The sequence below is a fragment of the Catenuloplanes sp. NPDC051500 genome (assembly GCF_044454585.1).
Classification (GTDB): domain Bacteria; phylum Actinomycetota; class Actinomycetes; order Mycobacteriales; family Micromonosporaceae; genus Catenuloplanes.
The window spans coordinates 1-19598 of sequence record NZ_JBITDX010000003.1; the positions used below are offsets into that span (position 1 = coordinate 1).

At 72.0% G+C, this 19598-nt stretch carries 12 protein-coding genes and 2 rRNA genes; 12 read left to right on the forward strand and 2 right to left on the reverse strand.

Features of this window, described 5'->3' with window-relative positions:
• From ACIA8K_RS06495 to ACIA8K_RS06530, 8 genes are all read left to right on the forward strand, one after another.
• A 23S ribosomal RNA gene (locus tag ACIA8K_RS06495) occupies nucleotides 1–202 on the forward strand; the annotation flags it as partial.
• 89 nt (nucleotides 203–291) lie between these two features.
• A 5S ribosomal RNA gene (gene rrf / locus ACIA8K_RS06500) occupies nucleotides 292–408 on the forward strand.
• Nucleotides 409–548: 140 nt separating this feature from the next.
• Entirely contained in the window at nucleotides 549–3884 is a 3336-nt protein-coding gene (locus ACIA8K_RS06505; protein ID WP_396055681.1) for a DUF4132 domain-containing protein, read from the forward strand.
• A gap of 14 nt (nucleotides 3885–3898) precedes the next feature.
• Nucleotides 3899–4972 (forward strand): AAA family ATPase, encoded by a 1074-nt coding sequence (locus ACIA8K_RS06510; RefSeq protein WP_396056683.1) that lies wholly within the window; start codon nucleotides 3899–3901, stop codon nucleotides 4970–4972.
• Nucleotides 4969–7227 carry a DUF5682 family protein gene (locus ACIA8K_RS06515; RefSeq protein ID WP_396055683.1) on the forward strand — a complete coding sequence of 753 codons (2259 nt, stop codon included), beginning with the start codon at nucleotides 4969–4971 and terminating at the stop codon, nucleotides 7225–7227. The genes ACIA8K_RS06510 and ACIA8K_RS06515 overlap by 4 nt, the downstream gene beginning before the upstream one ends.
• A gap of 32 nt (nucleotides 7228–7259) precedes the next feature.
• Complete coding sequence (locus ACIA8K_RS06520; RefSeq protein WP_396056684.1) at nucleotides 7260–8351, forward strand: VWA domain-containing protein; 1092 nt, start codon at nucleotides 7260–7262, stop codon at nucleotides 8349–8351.
• A 10-nt stretch (nucleotides 8352–8361) separates the two neighbouring features.
• Nucleotides 8362–10320, forward strand: coding sequence for a hypothetical protein (locus ACIA8K_RS06525; RefSeq protein ID WP_396055685.1), 1959 nt, complete (start codon nucleotides 8362–8364; stop codon nucleotides 10318–10320).
• Nucleotides 10320–10769, forward strand: coding sequence for an NUDIX domain-containing protein (locus ACIA8K_RS06530; RefSeq protein ID WP_396055687.1), 450 nt, complete (start codon nucleotides 10320–10322; stop codon nucleotides 10767–10769). The genes ACIA8K_RS06525 and ACIA8K_RS06530 overlap by 1 nt, the downstream gene beginning before the upstream one ends.
• 319 nt (nucleotides 10770–11088) lie before the next feature.
• Here the strand turns inward: ACIA8K_RS06530 and ACIA8K_RS06535 are convergent, their stop codons facing one another.
• Together ACIA8K_RS06535 and ACIA8K_RS06540 are read right to left on the reverse strand one after the other, a co-directional pair.
• Nucleotides 11089–13086 carry a hypothetical protein gene (locus ACIA8K_RS06535; RefSeq protein WP_396055689.1) on the reverse strand — a complete coding sequence of 666 codons (1998 nt, stop codon included), beginning with the start codon at nucleotides 13084–13086 and terminating at the stop codon, nucleotides 11089–11091.
• Between the two features lie 340 nt (nucleotides 13087–13426).
• Nucleotides 13427–14683 carry a DUF4407 domain-containing protein gene (locus ACIA8K_RS06540; protein WP_396055691.1) on the reverse strand — a complete coding sequence of 419 codons (1257 nt, stop codon included), beginning with the start codon at nucleotides 14681–14683 and terminating at the stop codon, nucleotides 13427–13429.
• Between the two features lie 426 nt (nucleotides 14684–15109).
• Here ACIA8K_RS06540 and ACIA8K_RS06545 point away from each other — a divergent pair, with 426 nt between their 5' ends.
• The 4 genes from ACIA8K_RS06545 to ACIA8K_RS06560 are packed head-to-tail and all read left to right on the forward strand — an operon-like array spanning nucleotide 15110 to nucleotide 19581.
• Entirely contained in the window at nucleotides 15110–16138 is a 1029-nt protein-coding gene (locus ACIA8K_RS06545) for a hypothetical protein (protein WP_396055693.1), read from the forward strand.
• The gene (locus tag ACIA8K_RS06550) at nucleotides 16125–18728 is read left to right on the forward strand and encodes an ATP-binding protein (RefSeq protein ID WP_396055695.1); all 2604 of its coding nucleotides are present in this window, start codon (nucleotides 16125–16127) and stop codon (nucleotides 18726–18728) included. Before ACIA8K_RS06545 ends, ACIA8K_RS06550 begins: the two co-directional genes overlap by 14 nt.
• Complete coding sequence (locus ACIA8K_RS06555; RefSeq protein WP_396055697.1) at nucleotides 18725–19147, forward strand: roadblock/LC7 domain-containing protein; 423 nt, start codon at nucleotides 18725–18727, stop codon at nucleotides 19145–19147. Before ACIA8K_RS06550 ends, ACIA8K_RS06555 begins: the two co-directional genes overlap by 4 nt.
• On the forward strand, nucleotides 19144–19581 hold the full coding sequence (locus ACIA8K_RS06560) for a DUF742 domain-containing protein (protein ID WP_396055699.1): 438 nt from the start codon (nucleotides 19144–19146) through the stop codon (nucleotides 19579–19581). The genes ACIA8K_RS06555 and ACIA8K_RS06560 overlap by 4 nt, the downstream gene beginning before the upstream one ends.
• The last annotated feature ends 17 nt before the right edge of the window (nucleotides 19582–19598 follow it).

The following is a 19598-nucleotide window of genomic DNA, read 5'->3' on the forward strand; positions in this document are numbered from 1 at the left end:
CTGCCATGGGCATGGCTGGTTGGCTACGTTCGGAAGGGATAACCGCTGAAAGCATCTAAGCGGGAAGCTCGCTTCAAGATGAGGTATCCCACCACCTTCGGGTGGGTAAGGCCCCCAGTAGATGACTGGGTTGATAGGCCGGAGATGTAAGCACGGTAACGTGTTGAGTTGACCGGTACTAATAGGCCGAGGACTTGACTACATCCCAAAAACTTTGAAGTTTGCTCGCGTCCACTGTGTGATATCTGAACAAACAACCGTGTACACATCCGGTTGAGAAGTTCATAGTGTTACGGCGGTTATAGCGGTGGGGAAACGCCCGGTTACATTCCGAACCCGGAAGCTAAGCCCACCAGCGCCGATGGTACTGCACTCGTGAGGGTGTGGGAGAGTAGGACACCGCCGGACTTCTTATTAATCAGGGCCAACCCATATGGGTTGGCCCTGATTTGTTTTCCGGGCACGTCTTTGATCCGGACGTCCGAGGAAAATGTCGCACCCGCTGGATACGGTAACGCCGAAAGTGAGCGAGCCGCAGGAGGTTGGTCGTGACAACTGACGGTGTACCGGGTGATGAGGACACGTTCGTCATGCAGCCGGCCTGGCTCCGCGCCCACTATCCGCGCCGTGGCGAGTCCGGTCTGAAGCCGCGTCACCCGGAGGAGGCCAAGACACTGGCCGTGGTCGCCGAATTGGTAAGCGCGTCGCCCGGGAAGATCCGCAAGGTGCTTGAGCACCCGCTCACGGCTCCCGCGATCGCGGAGGCCGGCCTGGCGTACCACCGGGATCAGCCGGGTTCCACGCCGCTTGGCGCCGCCGCGGTCGTGCAGGCCTGCCACCACGTCATGAGCTACTCCCAGGCGGAGAAGCTGCCGTTCTATGCGGATGTCTGGCTCGCCCGGCACGGACTGCGCTTCGCGGCCGAGGCGGTGGTGGAGTTGTCCGCCATGCACATCGGCAACACCCAGGAGACGATCCGTTCCCTGCACTTCCTCGACGTGGCCGACCCGCGCTTCACCATGCACCGCAAGCCGTTGCTCGACCTGGCCGGCCGGGTGCGGCACGCGCTGGCGACCGCCCCCGAGGCCGAGTACCGGGAGGTGGTCGCCGTCCTGGCGGAGCACCGGGAGCGCGGGTCCGTGCTCCACCGTGCCGCCACCTCGTTCCTGGCGCCGTCCGAGACTGCCTGGGTCGAGGCCGACAGTGTGGAGGTCGCCGCCACCGGTTCCGCCGACCTGGCGTTGGTCACGCTTACCGCGCTCGGCACCCGGGAGCAGGCGGACAGGATCACGCCGCTGATCGTCTCGTGGTGGCTGCTCTCCCAGCCGGCCGTGCTGCACTCGTTCCTGTCCGGCGTCCGCGGGGGCGCGCTGCCGGCGCTGCTCACCTGGCTCGACACCGACGCCGCGGAGTACGCGAAGCGGTTCCTCCCCGCGATCGGTTCGGTTCCCACAGACGAGGCCTTCGAGGCGCTGCTCGACCGCGCCGACGAGCGTTACGTGCTGCCCGAGATCCAGGCCGCCGCAACGCGCTTCCCTCGGCGTGCGATCCGGCTGCTGGCCGCCCGCCCGGCCGGTAAGCGCACGCTCGCCGAGCTGCTTGACGCGCGGGTGCTCGCCGAGCCGGAGCTGGCGTCAGATCTCCTTCCGGACCTGCCTGACGGGTCCGCGGCCCGGGTTCGTGCCGTGCTCGCCCGTGCCGAGGGGGTGAACGAGGCGCCGCCGGAGTCGCTGCCGCAGGTGCTGGTCAGCCCGCCCTGGGCCGGTAAGCGGACGGTGCGGAAGCCGACGGTTGTCACCGGCCTGGAGTGCACAGATCCGCCCGCGCTCGACTGGGCGCCCGGCGAGGCGGAGGCCTGGTCCGGGGTGCGCTTCGAGCAGATGTCCTGGGTGGCGAACCACGACTGGGCCGCGACCGCGGCCACTGCGAAACGTGGGGGGAACACCAGCTGGTACCGGTCCGGCCCGTTCTTCGCGCTGGCGCCGTTGTCGCTGACGCTTCCGGAGATCGGCACCTGGAAGCCGCGTGACCTGTGGCAGCCGAGCGAGATCATGCGGCGGGTGGTGGCTCGGCATGCCATGGCGGCGTACCCGGCCGCGCTCGCCGCCGCGCAGGAGATGCCGCAGGCCACGGACGCGCTGTTGCCGTTCACCTCGCCCGCGGTCGCGACGCTGATCGCGGACCGGTACACGCGCCTCAAGTCGGTTCGGGCGACCGCGCTGGCCTGGCTGCAACGGCATCCGGTCTCCGCCGCCCGTGCGCTGGTCCCTGCCGCCGTCGGCAAGGCCGGGCCGGAGCGGCGGTCGGCGGAGGCGTCGCTGCTGGCGATCGTGTCCGCCGGTTACGCCGAGGAGGTGCGGATGGCCGCCCGGTCGTATGGCGATGCGGCCGCGACCGAGATCGAGCCGCTGATCACCACGAGCCCGCTGGAGCGACTGCCGGCCAGGATCCCTGTGGTGCCGGCGTGGGCGGACGCGGCGTTGCTGCCTCGTCTTCGCACCGCGGGCGGCGCGCTGCCGGCCGACGCGGTGCGGCACGTGCTCACCATGCTGGCGCTGTCGCGCCTTTCCGAGCCGTACCCCGGCCTGGATCTGGTGCGTGGGGTTGTCGACAGGCGGGGGCTCGGGGAGTTCGCCTGGGCGCTGTTCCGGCGCTGGCAGGCTGCGGGCATGCCGTCGAAGGAGTCGTGGGCGTTCGAGGCGCTGGCGCATTTCGGTGATGACGAGGTGGTGCGTGACCTGACGCCGGTGATCCGGGCATGGCCGGGCGAGGGCGGGCACGCGCGCGCGGTCACCGGCCTGGAGATCCTGTCCGCGATCGGGTCGGACGTGGCGTTGATGCACCTGCACGGGATCGCACAGAAGGCGAAGTTCAAGGGTCTGAAGGACCGGGCGACCGAGAAGATGGCCGAGGTCGCGGCCGCGCTCGAGCTGCGCCCGGAGCAGCTTGCGGACCGGTTGCTGCCGGACTTCGGGCTGGACGGCAACGGCAGCCTGACGCTCGACTACGGACCGCGGCGGTTCGTGGTCGGCTTCGATGAGCAGCTGAAGCCGTTTGTCGCGGAGGAGAGCGGCCGGCGACTGAAGGCGCTGCCGAAGCCGGGTGCCCGGGACGACGCGGAGATGGCGCCGGAGGCGTACCGCCGCTTCTCAGGTCTGAAAAAGGATGTGCGCACGGTCGGCGGGGACCAGGTGCGGCGGCTGGAGCAGTCGATGGTGACCGGCCGGCGGTGGACCGGGCTGGAGCTGACGCGCTACCTGGTCGGCCACCCGCTGCTTGTGCACATCGTGCGCCGGGTGGTGTGGGGCGTGTACGAGAAGGGCGAGCTGGCCGGGACGTTCCGGGTGGCGGAGGACAGGTCGTTCGCCGATGTGGATGATGCCCCGGTGACGGTCGCGGACGATGCCCTGGTCGGCGTGGTGCACCCGATGACGCTCGGCTCCGCGCTGCCGGCCTGGAGCGGCGTGTTCGCGGACTACGAGATCCTGCAACCGTTCCCGCAGTTGGGCCGCGAGCTCTTCCGGCTGGAGCCGGGCGAGGGGACGGCGTCGGAGCTGACCCGCTTCAAGGACGTAAAGGTGCCGACCACCAAGCTGCTCGGGCTGGAACGGCGCGGCTGGCGGCGCGGTGAGACCGGGGACGGCGGCCATCAGGGCTGGTTCGAGCGTGACCTGCCGGACGACCGGATCATGGTCGTGGTGATGGACCCCGGGATTGCGGTCGGCGCGATCGACTACTTCCCCGAGCAGCGCCTGGACGAGGTCCGGCCGCAGGGTGCGGGCGACTCCTACTGGAGTTCGCGCAAGAGCACGATCAAGCTGGGTGACCTTGACGAGATCACGATCTCCGAGGTCATCCGCGAGTTGAACGAGGTGACCGCGTGACCGATATCGAGACTATGCAGCGCCCGCCGGCCGAGGTCCGGTACGCGGACGAGCTGCGCAGGCTGCGCGAGACGGACTCGGATCCCCGCCCGCCGGGCTGGGCGCTGAGCCTGCGGGCCGCCCGCCGCTTCATCGTCGGCGACGCGCGGCACGGAATCTCGCAGAAGTTCGTCGGTGACCCGTCGCTGATCGACCGCTCGCTTGTCAGCCTCGCGACCAGCCGCGGTCTGATGCTTGTGGGCGAGCCCGGCACGGCGAAGTCGCTGCTGTCCGAGCTGCTGGCGGCCGCGGTCAGCGGTGACTCCACGCTGACGATCCAGGGTGGTGCGGCCACCACCGAGGACCAGATCAAGTACTCGTGGAACTACGCGCTGCTCGTGGCGGACGGCCCGTCGATGACGTCGCTGGTGCCGGCGCCGCTGCTGCACGGCATGTCAGGTGGCAAGGTGGTCCGGTTCGAGGAGATCACCCGCTGCCCGCTTGAGGTGCAGGACTGCCTGTTGTCGCCGCTGTCCGACCGGGTGATGGCGGTGCCGGAGCTGACCGGGCCGGACGCGATGGTGTTCGCCCGGGAGGGCTTCAACATCATCGCCACCGCGAACACCCGGGACCGGGGTGTCAACGAGATGAGCTCCGCGCTCAAGCGGCGTTTCAACTTCGAGACTGTCTTCCCGATCTCGGACCTGGCCACCGAGCTGTCGCTTGTCGAGGCGGAGGCGTCCACGCTGCTGCGGCGCTCCGGCGTCACCGCCGCGCCGAACCGGGATGTGCTTGAGGTGCTTGTCACCGCGTTCCGGGAACTGCGCGCCGGGCAGACCGCGCGCGGCGACTCGATGGACAAGCTGACGTCCGTGATGAGCACTGCGGAGGCGGTGTCGGTCGCGCACGCGGTCGGGCTGCGTGGCTGGTTCCTGCGCGGCGAGTCCGGCACGGCCGAGGACCTGGTCTCCTGCCTGGCCGGCACCGCGGCCAAGGACAGCCCGGAGGACCTGGCGAAGCTGCGCCGGTACCTGGAGCAGCAGGCCCGGGGGCGTAAGGGTCCGGGGTGGAAGGCGCTGTACGACGCCCGGCACGTGCTCCCCGGATGATCACCTTCATCGGGGTCCGGCACCACAGCCCGGCGTGTGCACGACTGGTCCGCGAGACGATCGAGGAGCTGCGCCCGGCGTACGTGCTGGTCGAGGGCCCGGTCGAGATGAACGCGCGGATCGGTGAGCTGCTGCTCGGGCACGAGCTGCCGATCGCGGTGTTCAGCAGCTACAAGGACGGCGAGCGGCATCACGCGTCCTGGGCGCCGTTCTGCGACTACTCGCCGGAGTGGGCCGCGCTGACCGCGGGCCGGGCGGCCGGCGCGGAGCTGCGCTTCATCGACCTTCCGGCGTGGCATCCGGCGTTCTCCGAGCGGCGGAACCGGTACGCGGACGCGGAGCAACGCTATGCCGAGGTGGTCGAACGGCTCTGCCGCGAGTTCTCGGTGGACAACGTGGACACGCTCTGGGACCACCTGTTCGAGGTCGCAGAGCCGGCGGGCCTGGCCGAGCGCCTCGCCACCTATTTCGACCTGCTCCGGGGTGAGGCCGAGGCGGGCGAGGACGACGTGGCCCGCGAGGCCTACATGGCGTCCTGGATCCGCAGGACCGCACGGGAGGCCGGCGACCGCCCGATCGTGGTGGTCACCGGCGGGTTCCACCGCCCGGCGCTGGTCCGGCTGGCCGCGCTGCCCGGCGACGACGAGCCGGTCGTGCACGCGCTCCCGGCGGACGCGGCCGGTGGCAGCTACCTGGTGCCGTACTCGTTCCGCCGCCTGGACTCGTTCGACGGCTACCAGTCCGGGATGCCGTCGCCCGCGTACTACCAGCGGGTGTTCGAGGCAGGCGTGGACGCGGCCGCGAACCACCTGCTGGAGGCCGTGGTCACCCGGCTGCGCGGCCGGAAGCAGCGGCTGTCCACCGCGGACCTGATCGCGGCGACCACGTCCGGGCAGGCGCTGGCGCTGGTCCGCGGGCATCGGCACCGGTCCCGTACCGACGTGCTCGACGGGTTGGTCTCCGCGCTGCTGGACGAGGCGCTTGACGTGCCGCTGCCCTGGTCGGCACGGGGCACACCGGCGCCCGGCACGCATCCGGTGGTGGTCGAGATGGTCGCGGCGCTCAGCGGTGACAGGGTCGGGCGGCTGCATGCGGACACGCCCGCGCCGCCGCTGGTGCATCACGCCACCGCGGAGCTGGAGCGCCACGGCCTGGACGCGGACGGCGCCCGCCGCCTGGACCTGGCCCGGGACGCTGACCGCGAGGTGAGCCGGGTGCTGCACCGGCTGCGGATCCTTGGCGTACCCGGCTTCGACAGGCACTCCGGGCCGCGTACCGGAATCGACCCGGAGCCGATCGAGGAGTGGGCCGTCGCGCGCGACGACCGCCGGCTGCCCGCGCTGATCGAGGCCGGTGGGTACGGCTCCACCATCGACGAGGCGACCGGCGCGCTGCTCGCCGAACGCGTCACGGACGTGGGCGGTGACGTGGAGAAGCTGGCCGGCGTGCTGTTCGACGCCGCGCTGGCCGGCATCCCGGAGCTGTCCGGCCTGGTGCTGGACGAGGTCGGCCGCGCGGTCGGCGCCACGCCGGAGATGGGCCCGCTGGGCCGCGTGCTCGACGTGGTGCTGGCGCTGTGGCGGCACGACCGGCTGCTCGGCACGGCCGGGAGCACGCCACTGGGCACTGTGATCGCCACGTCCGTGGAGCGGATCCTGTGGCTGGCCGAGGGCGTGCGTGGCGCCGGCCCGGCGGACCTGCCGCGGATCGGTGCGCTGGCCTCGGTCCGGGACGCGATCGTGCACGCCGGGACCGCGCTGGACCTGGACCGGGAGGCCGCGCTCGGGGTGGCCGCCCGGCTCGCGCTGAGCACCGAGACGCCACCGGACCTGCGCGGTGCCGGGTTCGGTCTCGGCTGGTCGCTTGGCTCGGCCGACGCGGGCGATCCGGTGCGGGTGGTCCGCGGCGCGTTCACTCCGACGTCCGCGGGTGACTGGCTGGCCGGGGTGTTCGCGCTGGCCCGCGAGGAGGTGCTGCAGGCCGGCGGCGTGCTTGACGTGCTTGACGAGGCGGTCGGCGTGATGGGCGACGGGGACTTCCTGATCGCGTTGCCCGCGTTGCGTCAGGCGTTCGAGTTCTTCCCGCCGCGCGAGCGGGACATGATCGCGCAGCATCTGCTGGCCCGGCGCGGGATCGCCGGCAACAGCCGTGCGCTGCTGCGCCTCGGTGCCGCGCCCGAGTTGGTGGCCGAGGGTGCGGAGCTGGACGGCCGGGTCGCCGAGCTGCTGAAGCGGGAAGGGCTGATCACGACGTGACGATCGATCCGACGCTGGAGCGTTGGCGGCTGATGCTTGGCGAGCCCGCGTCCGCGCTCAACGACGGCGAGATGAGCGGCGAGGGCAAGGCCCGGAGCGCGGCGCTGGACTGGCTCTACGGCCGCGACGAAGGCCTGCGCAAAAGGGGCATCCGCGGCGGTAAAGAGGGCGGGGACGGTGCCTCGGTGCTCACCACAGTGGACTGGCTGAACGAGATCAACCGGCTGTTCCCGAAGGAGACGATCGAGCGTCTGCAGAAGGACGCGGTCGAGAAGTACCAGATCCACGATGTGGTCACGAATCCGGCCGTGCTGGAGACGATCACCCCGAACCAGACGTTGCTCAAGGCCGTCCTGCAGACCAAGCACCTGATGAACCCGGAGGTGCTGCGGCTGGCCCGGCGGATCGTCGAGGCGGTGGTGCGCGACCTGATGGAGAAGCTCAAGGCGCAGGTGCGCACGTCGTTCAGCGGCAGCCGCAGCCGCCGTCCGAGCCGCTTCCAGCAGGCCCGCAACTTCGACGTCCGGCGCACGATCCGGGACAACCTCGGCCACTACCAGCCGGACGAGCGGCGGGTGCTTATCGAGACGCCGTACTTCTTCTCCCGGACCCGCCGCCACCTGGACACCTGGCAGGTGATCCTGCTTGTCGACCAGTCCGGCTCGATGACCGACTCGGTGATCCACTCCGCGGTCACGGCCGGCTGCCTGTGGGGCCTGCCCGGCATCAAGACGCACCTGGTCGCGTTCGACACCGAGGTCGTGGACCTCACCTCCGATGTGGAGGATCCGGTCGAGATGCTGATGAAGGTCCAGCTCGGCGGCGGCACCAACATCACCCGCGCGGTGGAATACGGCGCCGGCCTGATTGAACAGCCCCGCCGCACCATCTTCGTGCTGGTCAGCGACTTCTACGAGGGCGGCGACCCCGGCCACCTGGTCCGCCTGATCGGCAACCTGGTCGACCAGGGCACCAAGGTGTTCTGCCTCGCCGCGCTCGACGCCGACGCCAACCCGGACTACGACGCGCACACCGCGCAGCGCTTCGCGAACGCCGGCGCGGCCGTGGGTGCGATGACGCCGGGCGAGCTGGCCGCGTTCATCGCGGAACACGTCAACCGATGAGGGGGTACGCGTGAGGGCCGACCTACATGCGCTGACAACTGACGCGCTGGCCGCCCTGACCAACCGGGGCCTGGTCAAGCGCGCGGCACGGGAGCTGGAGACGGCACCGCCGGCGCTCGTCGAGGAGCCGGACGGCACGGTCGTCGCCACGTTCGCGGACGGCCCGGTGACCAGGCTGCCGGTCGGTGGCCTGGACGCCGGCTCCTGCACCTGCGGCGCGACGGGCGCGTGCCGGCACCTGCTCGGCCTGGTGCTGGCGTATCAGTCGCTTCCGGAAGGACCGTCGCCGGAGACAGCGCGCGACGAGGCCGAGGTGGTGGACTGGTCCCCGGCCACGTTCACTGACGAGCAGCTGCAGGCCCGGGTCGGCGCCCGCCTGATGACCGCGGCCCGCAAGACCATGCGCTCAGGTTTCGTGGCCCGGGTGCGCCGCCCGTCCGCGGCCGATCCCGCCCCGCAGGTCGACCTCGGGTCCGCCACCGTCAGGTTCCTGGTCCCGCACGATCTGGGCTTCGTGCACACGGACGCGGTCGCGGGCGCGCGCGACGACGTGCTTGCGCTCGCGGTCTGGGCGTTCCGGGCGGCGGACGAGCGGGCCCCCGGCGCACCGGAGATCCAGATCGAGGTCGGGGGTACGGACGCGGCCGCGGCCAAGGACGGCACCGGGCTGGCCCCCGCCGTGGCGGTCGCGTCCGACCTGCTGCGCGACGGTGCCGTGCACGCCGGCCCCGGACTGGCGTCCGCGCTTGCCGAGGCGCGCCGCGGGCTTGACTCCGCGGGCCTGCGCTGGCCGTTGCTCGCGGTCACGGACCTGGCCGAGCTGCTTACCGCGTACCGGGATCGCAGCGCGGGCTACCGGCCGGAGGCGCTTGCGGAGCTGCTTGTGGAGCTGCACGCCCGGGAGCGGACCGTGCGCAACGGCGGGTCCGGACTGCGCAGCCGGGTGCTGGGCACCGAGGAGGCGGCGGAGACGCCGTTGCGGCGTACCCGGCTGGAGAGCCTGGGCTGCAGGGTGACCGAGCTTGGCGACACCCGGACCGCCGAGATCTTCTTCGCGCACGCGGACTCCACGACCGTGCTGGTCCTGCGCCGGTCCTGGACCACTGAGGAGGACGGGCCCGCGCTGGCCCGCCGCCGGGTGGGCGGCACCACTGTCGGCGCGCTGGCCGGCGGCAACGCGATCACCGAGTCCGCGGTGCGAAGCGCCAGCCGGGTGGTGCGGCTGGCCACCGGCCGGCTGGCCAAGACGTCCGCGAGCCCGTCGCGCGGCACCTGGGACCAGCTGCCGGCCGGCCTGTTCGTCGACTCCTACGACGTGGAGCGCCGCCGCCTGGAGGTGCTGCCGCCGCGCCCGGTCCGGCCGCGCGTCGAGGCGGAGCTGGTCCGCGCACTGGCCGTCGCGGAGGTGCACGCGGTCGTCTACTCGCCCGGTCAGCAGCGGCTTGACGCGCAGGTCGCGGACGCGTCCGGCGCCCGCGCCACGATCACCGCACACCACACGCCTGCCGCGCCAGGCCGGCTCGACGCGCTTGCGGCCGCGCTTACCGGCGAGCACGGCCCGGTCCGGCTGGTCAGCGGCACCGTGCGCCGTGCCGCCGGCGGCCTGGTGGTGGACCCGCTCGCGGTGGCCGCGGACGGCACGATTGTGGTGCCGGACCTGGCGCCGGCGGACGGCCGGGCGGACTCGCTGCCGCACGGCGCCATCCCGGCCGACCCGCTTGCGGACGCGCTGTCCCAGGCCGGTGGCCTGTTGGCCGAGGTCGCCCACCGCGGCCTGGCGCACCTGCCCACGTCGTTCGCGGAGCGGCTGCGCGCCGAGGCCACCGCGCTGACCGGGCTCGGCCTGCGGCGGGTCGCGGACGCGGTGGGCGCGTTCGCGGACGCGCTCGGCCCGGACCCGTCCGACGCCGCGGTGCAGTCCTGGCTTGACGCGTCGCTGTATGTCGGCACGGCCCTGGAGCAGCGCTGATGGCGTACACCAGCCCGGTTGATGTCTTTCTGATCCTGTCCCGTGGCGGCGAGGTGCTGCTCGCCCGGCGGCAGAACACCGGCTTCGCGGACGGGCTGTGGAACCTGCCGTCCGGCAAGATGGAGGCGGGCGAGAGCGTGGTCGCGGCCGTGCTGCGCGAGGCGCGCGAGGAGGTCGGCCTGACGCTGACCGCCGCTGACGTGCGGCTCGCCGCCACCGTCCACCTGAGCCGGCCGGGCGGGCACGCGCGGATCGGCCTGTTCTTCCACGCGCCGCACAACCCCACCCGGCACGGCGCGCCGGTCAACGCGGAGCCGCACAAGTGCGCCGGCCTCGCCTGGTTCCCCGTCGGCGCGCTCCCGCCGGACACCGAGTCCTACAACGTGTCCGGCCTGACGGGCTGGCGCACCGGCACGCCCCTGATCCTGGACGGCTGGCCCAGCCCATGATGACGGCAGGACCAGGGCGAAAGCGAAGATCAAAGTCAAAGCGGATTTCCCGCTCTGCGTGTGGTGGCGGCCCGCATGCTCCCGCGGGCACCGGTCGTCGCCAAGGCTCCTCCCTTCCGGCCTCGCGGTCGGCAAGAAGAAGCAGAGACGTCCGTCCCAGGTCATGATGGTGCGCCCATGGAGCTGGCAGAAGACCGACCGGCTCGGTCTTGATCGTGCGACCACGGACCTGGCAGGGAGGCCGCCCGCGGCCGACCGGTGTCGCCGGGAGGCCTCGGGTGGTGATGCGTGACCAACTCGGCAGAGGAAAGGCTTGAGCTCAGTTGGTGAGGTCGACCATCCAGAAGCCAGCGGCGGTACGCGGGGGCGCCTCCGGCTTGTGCTGCCGGGTGCGGAACGCGAGCGCCTCGTCGTAGAACCGGTCGATCTGGAAGATCGCGCGGTCCGCCATGTGGTCGAGCGAGGCCGCGATCTGCGCGTCAAGCGCGCCGGTCGGGTCGCCCAGCGGATCGGTGCGGATCCAGTGCGCGATGACCAGGCGGACCAGGTGCGGGTCGCCGTTGACCGGCTCGGCCAGTTCGCGGAGTTCGCCGCGCGGGCCGGGATAGCGGCTTGTCGTCCGCGGCGCGGCGGTGATCGCGCGCAGCTCGGCCAGCCATCGGTCGGCGGGCAGCTCGGCCAGGCGCAGGTCGAGGTGGCTGACGACCGGTTCGATCTCGCCGAGCGCGAGGCCGTGCCGGAGCGCGCCGATCCGGTCGCCGGTCTGCTCGTAGTGCTCCCGGAGTCGTTCGTGGACGGCGCGCCACGAGTCCGGATGGTGGATCGGGCGGTCGGCGAGCTGGTCGAGCAGCACCCGGCGCAGGAACGGGTGCAGGACCCGGGCGCCCGGCGCGACAAGCAGGTCCGTCCGGGCGAACTCGGCGAGGCCGGGCGGCGGGGGCGCGGCGAGCGCGACCGCGGTCGAGACCGGGTCGAGGACCGGCAGCACGCTGCAGGTGACAAGCTCGTCGTGGAGCGCGCCGGCGACCCGGCCGAGCAGCCGCGACGCGGTCACCGTCGCGAGCGTCGCACCCGGGTCAACGGCGTCGGCCAGACGCAGCACCGCCCGGGGATCGAGGGGCGGACCGGAAGCTCCGTCCGCCTGTCGTGCCGCAGCCAGCGTCCGTAACACATGGGCAAACCCCCAGGGATGGCCGCCGGTGAGACGCTCGGCCACTGTCACGTCGTCGGAGGTGACGGCGGACTCGAGGTGGCGGCACATCGCCTCGGCGGAATCGTCGTCGAGATCAGGCAGCTCGGTCACGAGCAGCAGGTGTGCGGGATCGGCCCAGCCGGCGGCGAGCCGCTCCCGCCAGGCGCCGGCGCCACCGTCGGAGAGCAGGCCGGGTGGGGTGGAGGTGGCCGGTTTCGCGGTGCCGGCCGGGAATCTGGTGTGGCCGGACGCGAGCAGCAGCATCGGGTCGGACCGGCCGGTGCCGCCGCGCTCGACAAGCCGCTTGTGCCGGATGGCGGTGAGCAGGGAGAGCAGGCTCAGGCCGGAGCCGCTGTCCGCGTGGTCGAGCAGCACCACAGGGTGGTCGGTGCGCGGGCCGGCGAACCGGCCGCCGTCATACGCCGCCGCGAGGTCGGCCAGGAACGCCTCACAGAGGATCGACTCGATGGCCTCGTGGTCGACCTCCATGGTGTGCCGCATGTCGATAAGCGCGTCGAGCGGGTCGCGGGAGGTGGTGTGCCGCTGCCGGTACCACGCCAGGCTCTCGTGGGCGCGGCGGCCGAGCGCGGCCGCGGTGGCGTCGATCGCGGCGAGGTAGCTGACCTCGCTGGGGTCCGGTTTGAGGCCTGCGGCCGCGAGGTCCCGGCCGAGTTTGAGCAGCACCTCGCGGGTGGTGCTCTTCAGCCGGTGCCGGTTCGTCAGCAGCTCGCGGAGCACCTGCTCGGTGGCGTGCCGGCTGTTGTCGTCCTCGAAGGAGACACGCAGCGCGACCAGGCCGAGCGCGAACCGGGGCAGGGTGAGTCGCCCGTAGCCCTTGATCTGCCCGGCCAGGCCGAACATCACCCGGCCCAGCAGCTCGTGCGGCTCCAGCCAGCCGCAGGCGCCGAGGTCGATGCGCACGCGCGGCCGGACGCCCTGCGACTCGGCCCAGACGTGGGCGAGCAGGTCGCTGCCGCGGTCGCCGCGGGCCGTCCAGAACAGCATGATCGGCTGCTCGGCCGGGACCACGTCGCCGTCGTCGGTGAACTCCGGCTCCAGGAAGCGGGGCAGGAGGTGGTCGACGATCCAGCGGCGGTTAGGTGGCAGCGGGGGCGGCTCGGGCATGGCGGGGATCCTCGCTCGACTCGCTAGGTGGTGCGGTGCGGGGGAAGGCGCGAGGCGCTCCGGCAATGATGCGCGTCCGCACAGGACGGAGGCAAGTGCAGATGCACGTGCATCTGCAGACTCTCAAACGTGAGCCACTTCCGACCTATCCGGGGAAATCCGGACAATGTGGCGGGCGGCAGGCGTGACAACCAGGAACACCGATCGTTAGTTTCCCGGATTTTCTGCGTCCTGACGTGCTGAGGTTCGCCGCATCGGGGTCACAACTGGGCCAAGTTTGCGGCACCCCCGGGTCGTCCGTCTCGCTTCCGTCGGAATCCAGTCGTCCTCTTTACAGCGACTAACGGACGAATGCGGTAAGGGCGACGGCGAACAGCAGCAACGCGCCCGCGGCCGTCCACGGTGTCCTTGACGCGCGGCGACGATGCCGCCGGGCGCGTCCCGGCAGGCGGGGGCCGCCGGCCGGCAGCGTGCGGTGCACCCGCTCGGACTGCAGCGCTGTGTGGTGCTCCGCAACCCGGTGAGTGGCTTCGCGGCGCACGTAGTCGCGACTGCCCAGGTAGGCACTGTCCAGCGCGCGCCGGGCGTCCGCCTGCTCGCGCAGGCTCTCCGCACGCTGGGCGGCCGCGTAGATCAGCGCGCGGTGCACGTCCGGCGACTCGCGCTCGGCCGTGGACGCGGCCTCCAACTCCTCCTGCGTCCGCCGGCGCCGATGCCGCTTCGCGATGTCGACCAGGCTGACCGGCGAGAAGACCTTCGCCACGGCCGGAACCAGGTCGACCACCACGAAGACGATCTCCAGCAGGCGGTAGAGCCGGCGGGCCTCCGGGTCGGTCTCCAGCACCCGGGCGAGCGCGGTGCGGCGGGCGAAGATGCCGTCGTTGTGCGCAGTGGACGCGCTGGCCTGGCTTGCGGTGGCCGCGATCCGGGCGTCGAGGTTCCGCACTTCCGCGTCGATCTCCGTGCCGCGCGCCTTCAGCCGGCTCCGCGCGATGTCCCGGGCGGTCTTCGCCACGTTCAGGTCGCCGAGCTTGATGCTGGCGATCCGCCCGCAGCCCCACCGCCGGGTACCGCCGGTGCCGCTGCACTCCTCGTCGAACGCGCGCTGCAACGGCGGGATCGCGGCCGCCGCCCGGTCGTAGTCCTTCTGTAGCGCGGCCTTCTCCGCGGTAAGCGTGGCACGCTGCCGGGCCAGGTCGGAGTCCGCGCGGACCTGGGTGGAGATCGCGGCGGTGCTCTGCAGCCGGTCCGCGTCGAGCTGCTGCTGGATCTCCTTCGCGCCGACGCCGAGCATCGCGAACCAGGCGATCAGCAGCCCCATCGGCGCCGCGATCGCAAGCCGCGGCACCAGCAGCCAGAGCCGGTAGATCAGGCCGTCCCGTTCGAGGTGCGCGGAGACCAGCCACCTGTCGATCTGGAAGATGCCGAAGCCCCAGACCAGCGCGACCGCGGCCGCCACCCGCAGCGGTGCGTCGGTGGCGATCGTGACGGCCCAGAGCATGGCGGCGGATGCCATCAGCGTGGTGAAGAGGACCAGTGCGCCGAAGACGCGGTACCGGCCGGCCTCGCCCCAGAAGAGCGCCTCATCCGGATCCACGCCGGAAGCGCGAAGAAAGAGGTGGGGTCTGCGTCGAGCAGAGGACATCGAGCCTCCAACGGGCTAGATCATCCTCATTATGGGTTTTTGCCCCAGTCGTTTTGCCGCGAATGACCATATCCATCCTGATCAGACCGGGAACCGCCGTGATCGCTATGGGTGGTCGCTTGTAAGCGCTCAGTGATCAGCGGCACGCTAGCAGAGAGACGGCAGAATTTCTCTTGAATCGAAAATCCCATTACGTGCCGAACTTCCGCTACTTTCCTACCCGTTGGCGACGTCCGTTTCGCGCGGGGCGATCACCGCGGCCACCGCGCGCCGTGGTGGTGGCGAGAACGGGCGGCTGTGAACTAGGGGTGCATTGTGATCATGCCAGTGCGGCGTGCGCGTCAATGGTCGCGTTCCGCGCCGGGTCTTCTCGCGGTCGTGCTGATTCTCGTACCGACCGCAGTCCTTTTCGGACAGAGTTGGAACGGCGCCAGCGAGCGAATCGACTCGGTCAATCGCGAGCGCCAGGGTGTCGAATACGCCATCGCGCTCGGCGAGCTGACCCGCGTCCTGGCCGAGGCACAGTCGGCCGCGCTTCATCAGAGCCCGTCGCTGGACCCGGTCAACGGCGCGGTCGCGGCCGTGGACGGGGTGGACGCGCGACTCGGCGCGGACCTCGGCACCACCGCGCGCTGGGCCGACGCCCGCTCCAAGATCGAGGCGCTGGGCGGGGCGAACGGCAGCACGTCCACGGTCTACGAGTCGTACGCGGCCGTCACCGACCTGTTGCTCGCGCTGCACGCCGAGGTGCGCGACAACGCGGAGCTGAGCCGGGACCCACGCGGCGACACGTTCCACCTGCAGGAGGCCGGCGCGGCGGAGCTGCCCGCGCTGATCGTCGGCACCGGGCGCCTCGCCGACCTGGCCGGGATGGCGGTCGGCGCGTCAGACGCGGACCGGCCCGCGCTGCTCGGCCGGATCCTGGCCGCCCGCGCCACGGTCGAGAGAAGCGTCGCGGACCTCACCGACAACCTGCAGGCCTCGCTCGACTCCACGGAGAGCGACACGCTCAGCACCAAGCTGCTGACCGGCCTCAACCGCTTCCGGCAGGGCGTCGACAAGCTCTACGTGGTGGCTGCGGGCGCGGAGACGGACGCCGGCCTGGCCGCGCAGATCTCACCCGCACGCACCGAGGCGCAGCGCGCCCAGGCCGACCTGATGGCGACGGTCCTCACCGAGCTGGACACGCTTCTCCACGACCGGGGCGAGAGCCTGGCCACCCAGCGGATCGTCGCGGTGTTCATGCTTGTCCTGGCCGTACTGATCGCGGCCGTCCCGATACTGCTGCCGCTGGTGCGCAACCGGCCCCGCACCCAGACCGAGCCGGTACCACGGCACGCCGAGGAGACCGCGGCGGCGGAGGACGTCTGGGCGCCGAGACGGAGGCGGACCAGTGCCACGCGTTGAGTTCCCCGCGCTGCGCGTTCAGGGCAAGCTGGCGCTCGTCATGGTGGTGCCGCTGATCGGGCTGATCACGCTTGCGGTGCCGGTGGTCGTCGACCGCATGCAGGAGGCCGCGCGGGCGGGCGACACCGCGGACCGGGTCGTCCAGGCCGGGCGGGTCGGTGCGGTCGTGCAGGCGCTGCAACAGGAGCGGCTGCTCTCCGTGGCGTACGTGCGCAGCCTCACCGACAGGTCCCGGCTCGAACTGCAGACCGCACGCGTCAGCGACTGGACCGCCGAGCTGCGCGTCGAGGGCGACCTGACGCCGGAGCTGGCCGCGGCCGCGGACTCGGTCGGCGACCTTGCGGAGACGCGCAAGGAGGTGCTGGCCCGCACCGCCGGCACCGACGTGATCGGTGAAGACTTCGGGCAGGTCATCGCGCGGTTCATCGACGGGCTGCGGCTGACCGAGGTCGCGGACGGCGGTACCGCGACCGGCCGCCGGGTGCTCGCGCTGGACGCGGCGTTGCGCGTGGACGAGGAGGCGAGCGCCGGCGCGTACGTGCTGCTCGACCTCGCGGGAAGCAAGGACATCGCCGCGGTGGCCAGAGCCGCCGGGAGGTTCGAGGCGCTCGACCGGGAGACGGCCCGGCTGCGCGGCTTCGCGGACGCGGAGCAGGCCGCGGCCTACGACTCGGTGCTCGCCCAGATGCGCATCGCGGCCGGCGACGAATTCTTCGAGAGCTTCGCCGCCGACCCGGTCGGCACCGCGAACCGGATGGACGCCGCGCGCATGCTGCCGTCCATCCAGTCGATCCTTGTCAACGGCCGGTTCATCGAGCACCAGATCGCCCGCGAGGTCGGCGATCTGGTCGAGGCCGACCGGCGCGAGGCGAACGCGATCGCCACCGTGGTGCTCCTGCTGACAGTGCTGCTCACCGCGGCCGTCGTCGCCGGCGCGTTCCTCACCGCCCGCCGCGTCACCAGGCCGCTGCTGCGCCTGACCGAGACCGCGGACCGCGTCGCCCGCCTCACCGAGGAGGAGCTGACCCGCGTCGCCGACGACGAGGCCGAGTCGTCCTCGCCGGTCCGGCTCGATCCGCTGCGGGTGCGCGGCGACGACGAGGTGAGCGACCTCGCGCACGCGTTCAACCGGCTGCAGAGCACCGCGGCCCGGCTGGTCGAGCGGCAGGTCGCGAGCCGGCGGAACGTCGCCCAGATGTTCGGCCACATCGGCCGCCGCGCGGAGAACCTGATCGACCGCCAGCTCGCCATCATCGACGCGCTGGAACGCGACGAGGCGGACGCGACGCGCCTGGAGAGCCTCTACCGCCTCGACCACATGGCCAGCAGGCTGCGCCGCAACGCCAGCAGCCTGGTCGCGCTCTCCGGTGGCGACGCGGCGGCCGGCCAGCACCGCGAGCCGCTGCCGCTGCTTCACGTGGTCCGGCTCGCGCTCGGCGAGATCGAGGGCTACCCGCGCGTCGACGTGGACCTGCCGGACACCATCGACGTGCTGCCGCAGGCGATCGCGGACCTCACGCTGGTCGTGGCGGAGCTGATGGAGAACGCCTGCACGTTCTCGCCGCCGGACACCCGGGTCACGGTCACGGCCGCGCCGGCCGACAACGGCGTCCGCCTGCTCGTCACGGATCACGGCCTCGGCCTGCCGCCGGACCGGCTGGCGTGGGAGAACGCGCGGCTGGCCCGCCGGGAACGGCTCGACCTGGCGCCGTCCGAGGTGCTCGGCCTCCTCGTCGTCGGCCGGGTGGCCCGCCGGCAGGGCATGCCGGTCGTGCTCGGGGAGACGCCCGGCGGCGGGGTCACCGCGTCCGTGCTGCTCGGCCGTGGCCAGCTGATCCTGCCGGAGCCGGAAAAGGCACAGTCCTTCGCGGCGGTACGGGTGGAAGCCGCGCCCTCGACCCCGGGCATGGAGGTGGCGCTGCTGGACCGGGCGAGCCGCAGCCTGGAGGCCGGCCCGTCGTGGGACGCGTTCTCCATCGCGGCCGCGGCGGCCGAGCTTGCGGAGCTGCCCGAGGTCGAGGCGGAGCCGGAACCCGCCGCTCCCGAGCCCGTGCCGCAGACGCCGCTGCGGGTCCGGCCGGTGATCGAGTACCGCGCCGCCCCGGTGCCGCTCCCCGGCACGGTCCCGCTCCCCGGCCCGCTGGCGCTGCCCGGTCCGTTGCCGGCGCCGCGGAAACCGGTCAGCCCGCTGATCGTCGCGGACGCGGACGGCCGGACCGTCGACACGGCCGACACCGCTGAGGTGCCGAGGCCGCTGATCGTCCCGATGGTCGCGTCCCGCGGCGAGATCGTGGAGCACCCGGCGCCGTCCGTCCGGCAGGCCGGCGACGACACCGCACCGACGACCGAGATCACGGTTATCGACCCGGCCGAGACGGGTAACGGGCTGCTGAAGCGGGTGCCGGGCGCGACCATGGGCACCCAGGACCTGCCACGTGTTCCACCGAGGATCATCCGCCCGGGAACCTCGCCGGCCCGTCAGGACCCGGAGAAGGTACGCGAGTTGATGCGGCAGTTCGAGTCGGGCGTCGCCCGAGGCCTGCGTGCCGTCCGATCCGACCAGCACACCGACGAGGGAAACACCCGATGAGCACCCTGAGCACCGAGGCCAAGACCTTCAACTGGCTGCTGGACACGTTCGCGTCCGGCACCGCAGGCGTGGTCCAGGCGATCGCCGTGTCGTCCGACGGCCTGCTGATGGCCATGACCACCGCCCAGGAACGGGCCAACTCGGAACGGCTCGCCGCGGTCGTCTCCGGGCTGACAAGCCTGGCCGCGGGCGCGGCGGGCTGCTACCCGCTCGGCGGCCTGAACCGGGTCATCCTGGACATGGACGAGGGATATCTGCTCGTCACGTCGATCAGCGCGGGCTCGGCACTCGGCGTGATAGCCGAGCGCTCCGCGAACCTGGGCACGCTCGCCTACGAGATGACGCTCTTCGCGAACAAGGCCGGCGACGCGCTCACCCCGACGCTCATCAACGAGCTGAAGCGCAACGTCCAGGCGTGACCGGCCCGGAAGACGACGAAGAGCCCGGCGGACGGCACCGGGTCCGCCCGTACCTGTCCGCCGCGCCCACGGATGAGCCCGGGTGGAACAACTCCACAGGCTTCCGGCCGTTCGTGCTGACCTCCGGGCGGGTCCACGACACGGACGCGGACGTGGGCGGCGGCATCGGCATGGAGACGCGGGTGGTGGCGCGCTGGGGCGAGTCGACTGATGCGCTCGGCCCGGAGGAACGTGAGATCGTGCGGCTCTGCGTGGAGTCGCTGTCCGTCATGGAGATCAGCGCCCGGCTGGGCCTGCACCTCGGCGTGACGATGGTGCTGGTCGGCGACCTGAGCGCGGCCGGGCACCTGGTCGTGCAGGAGGAGGATCCGGCGCCGGACGGGCCCACCGAGGAGACCATGACGCGGGTGGCCGAGGGGCTTCGCCTGCTCTGAATTGTCGTACCCCCTCC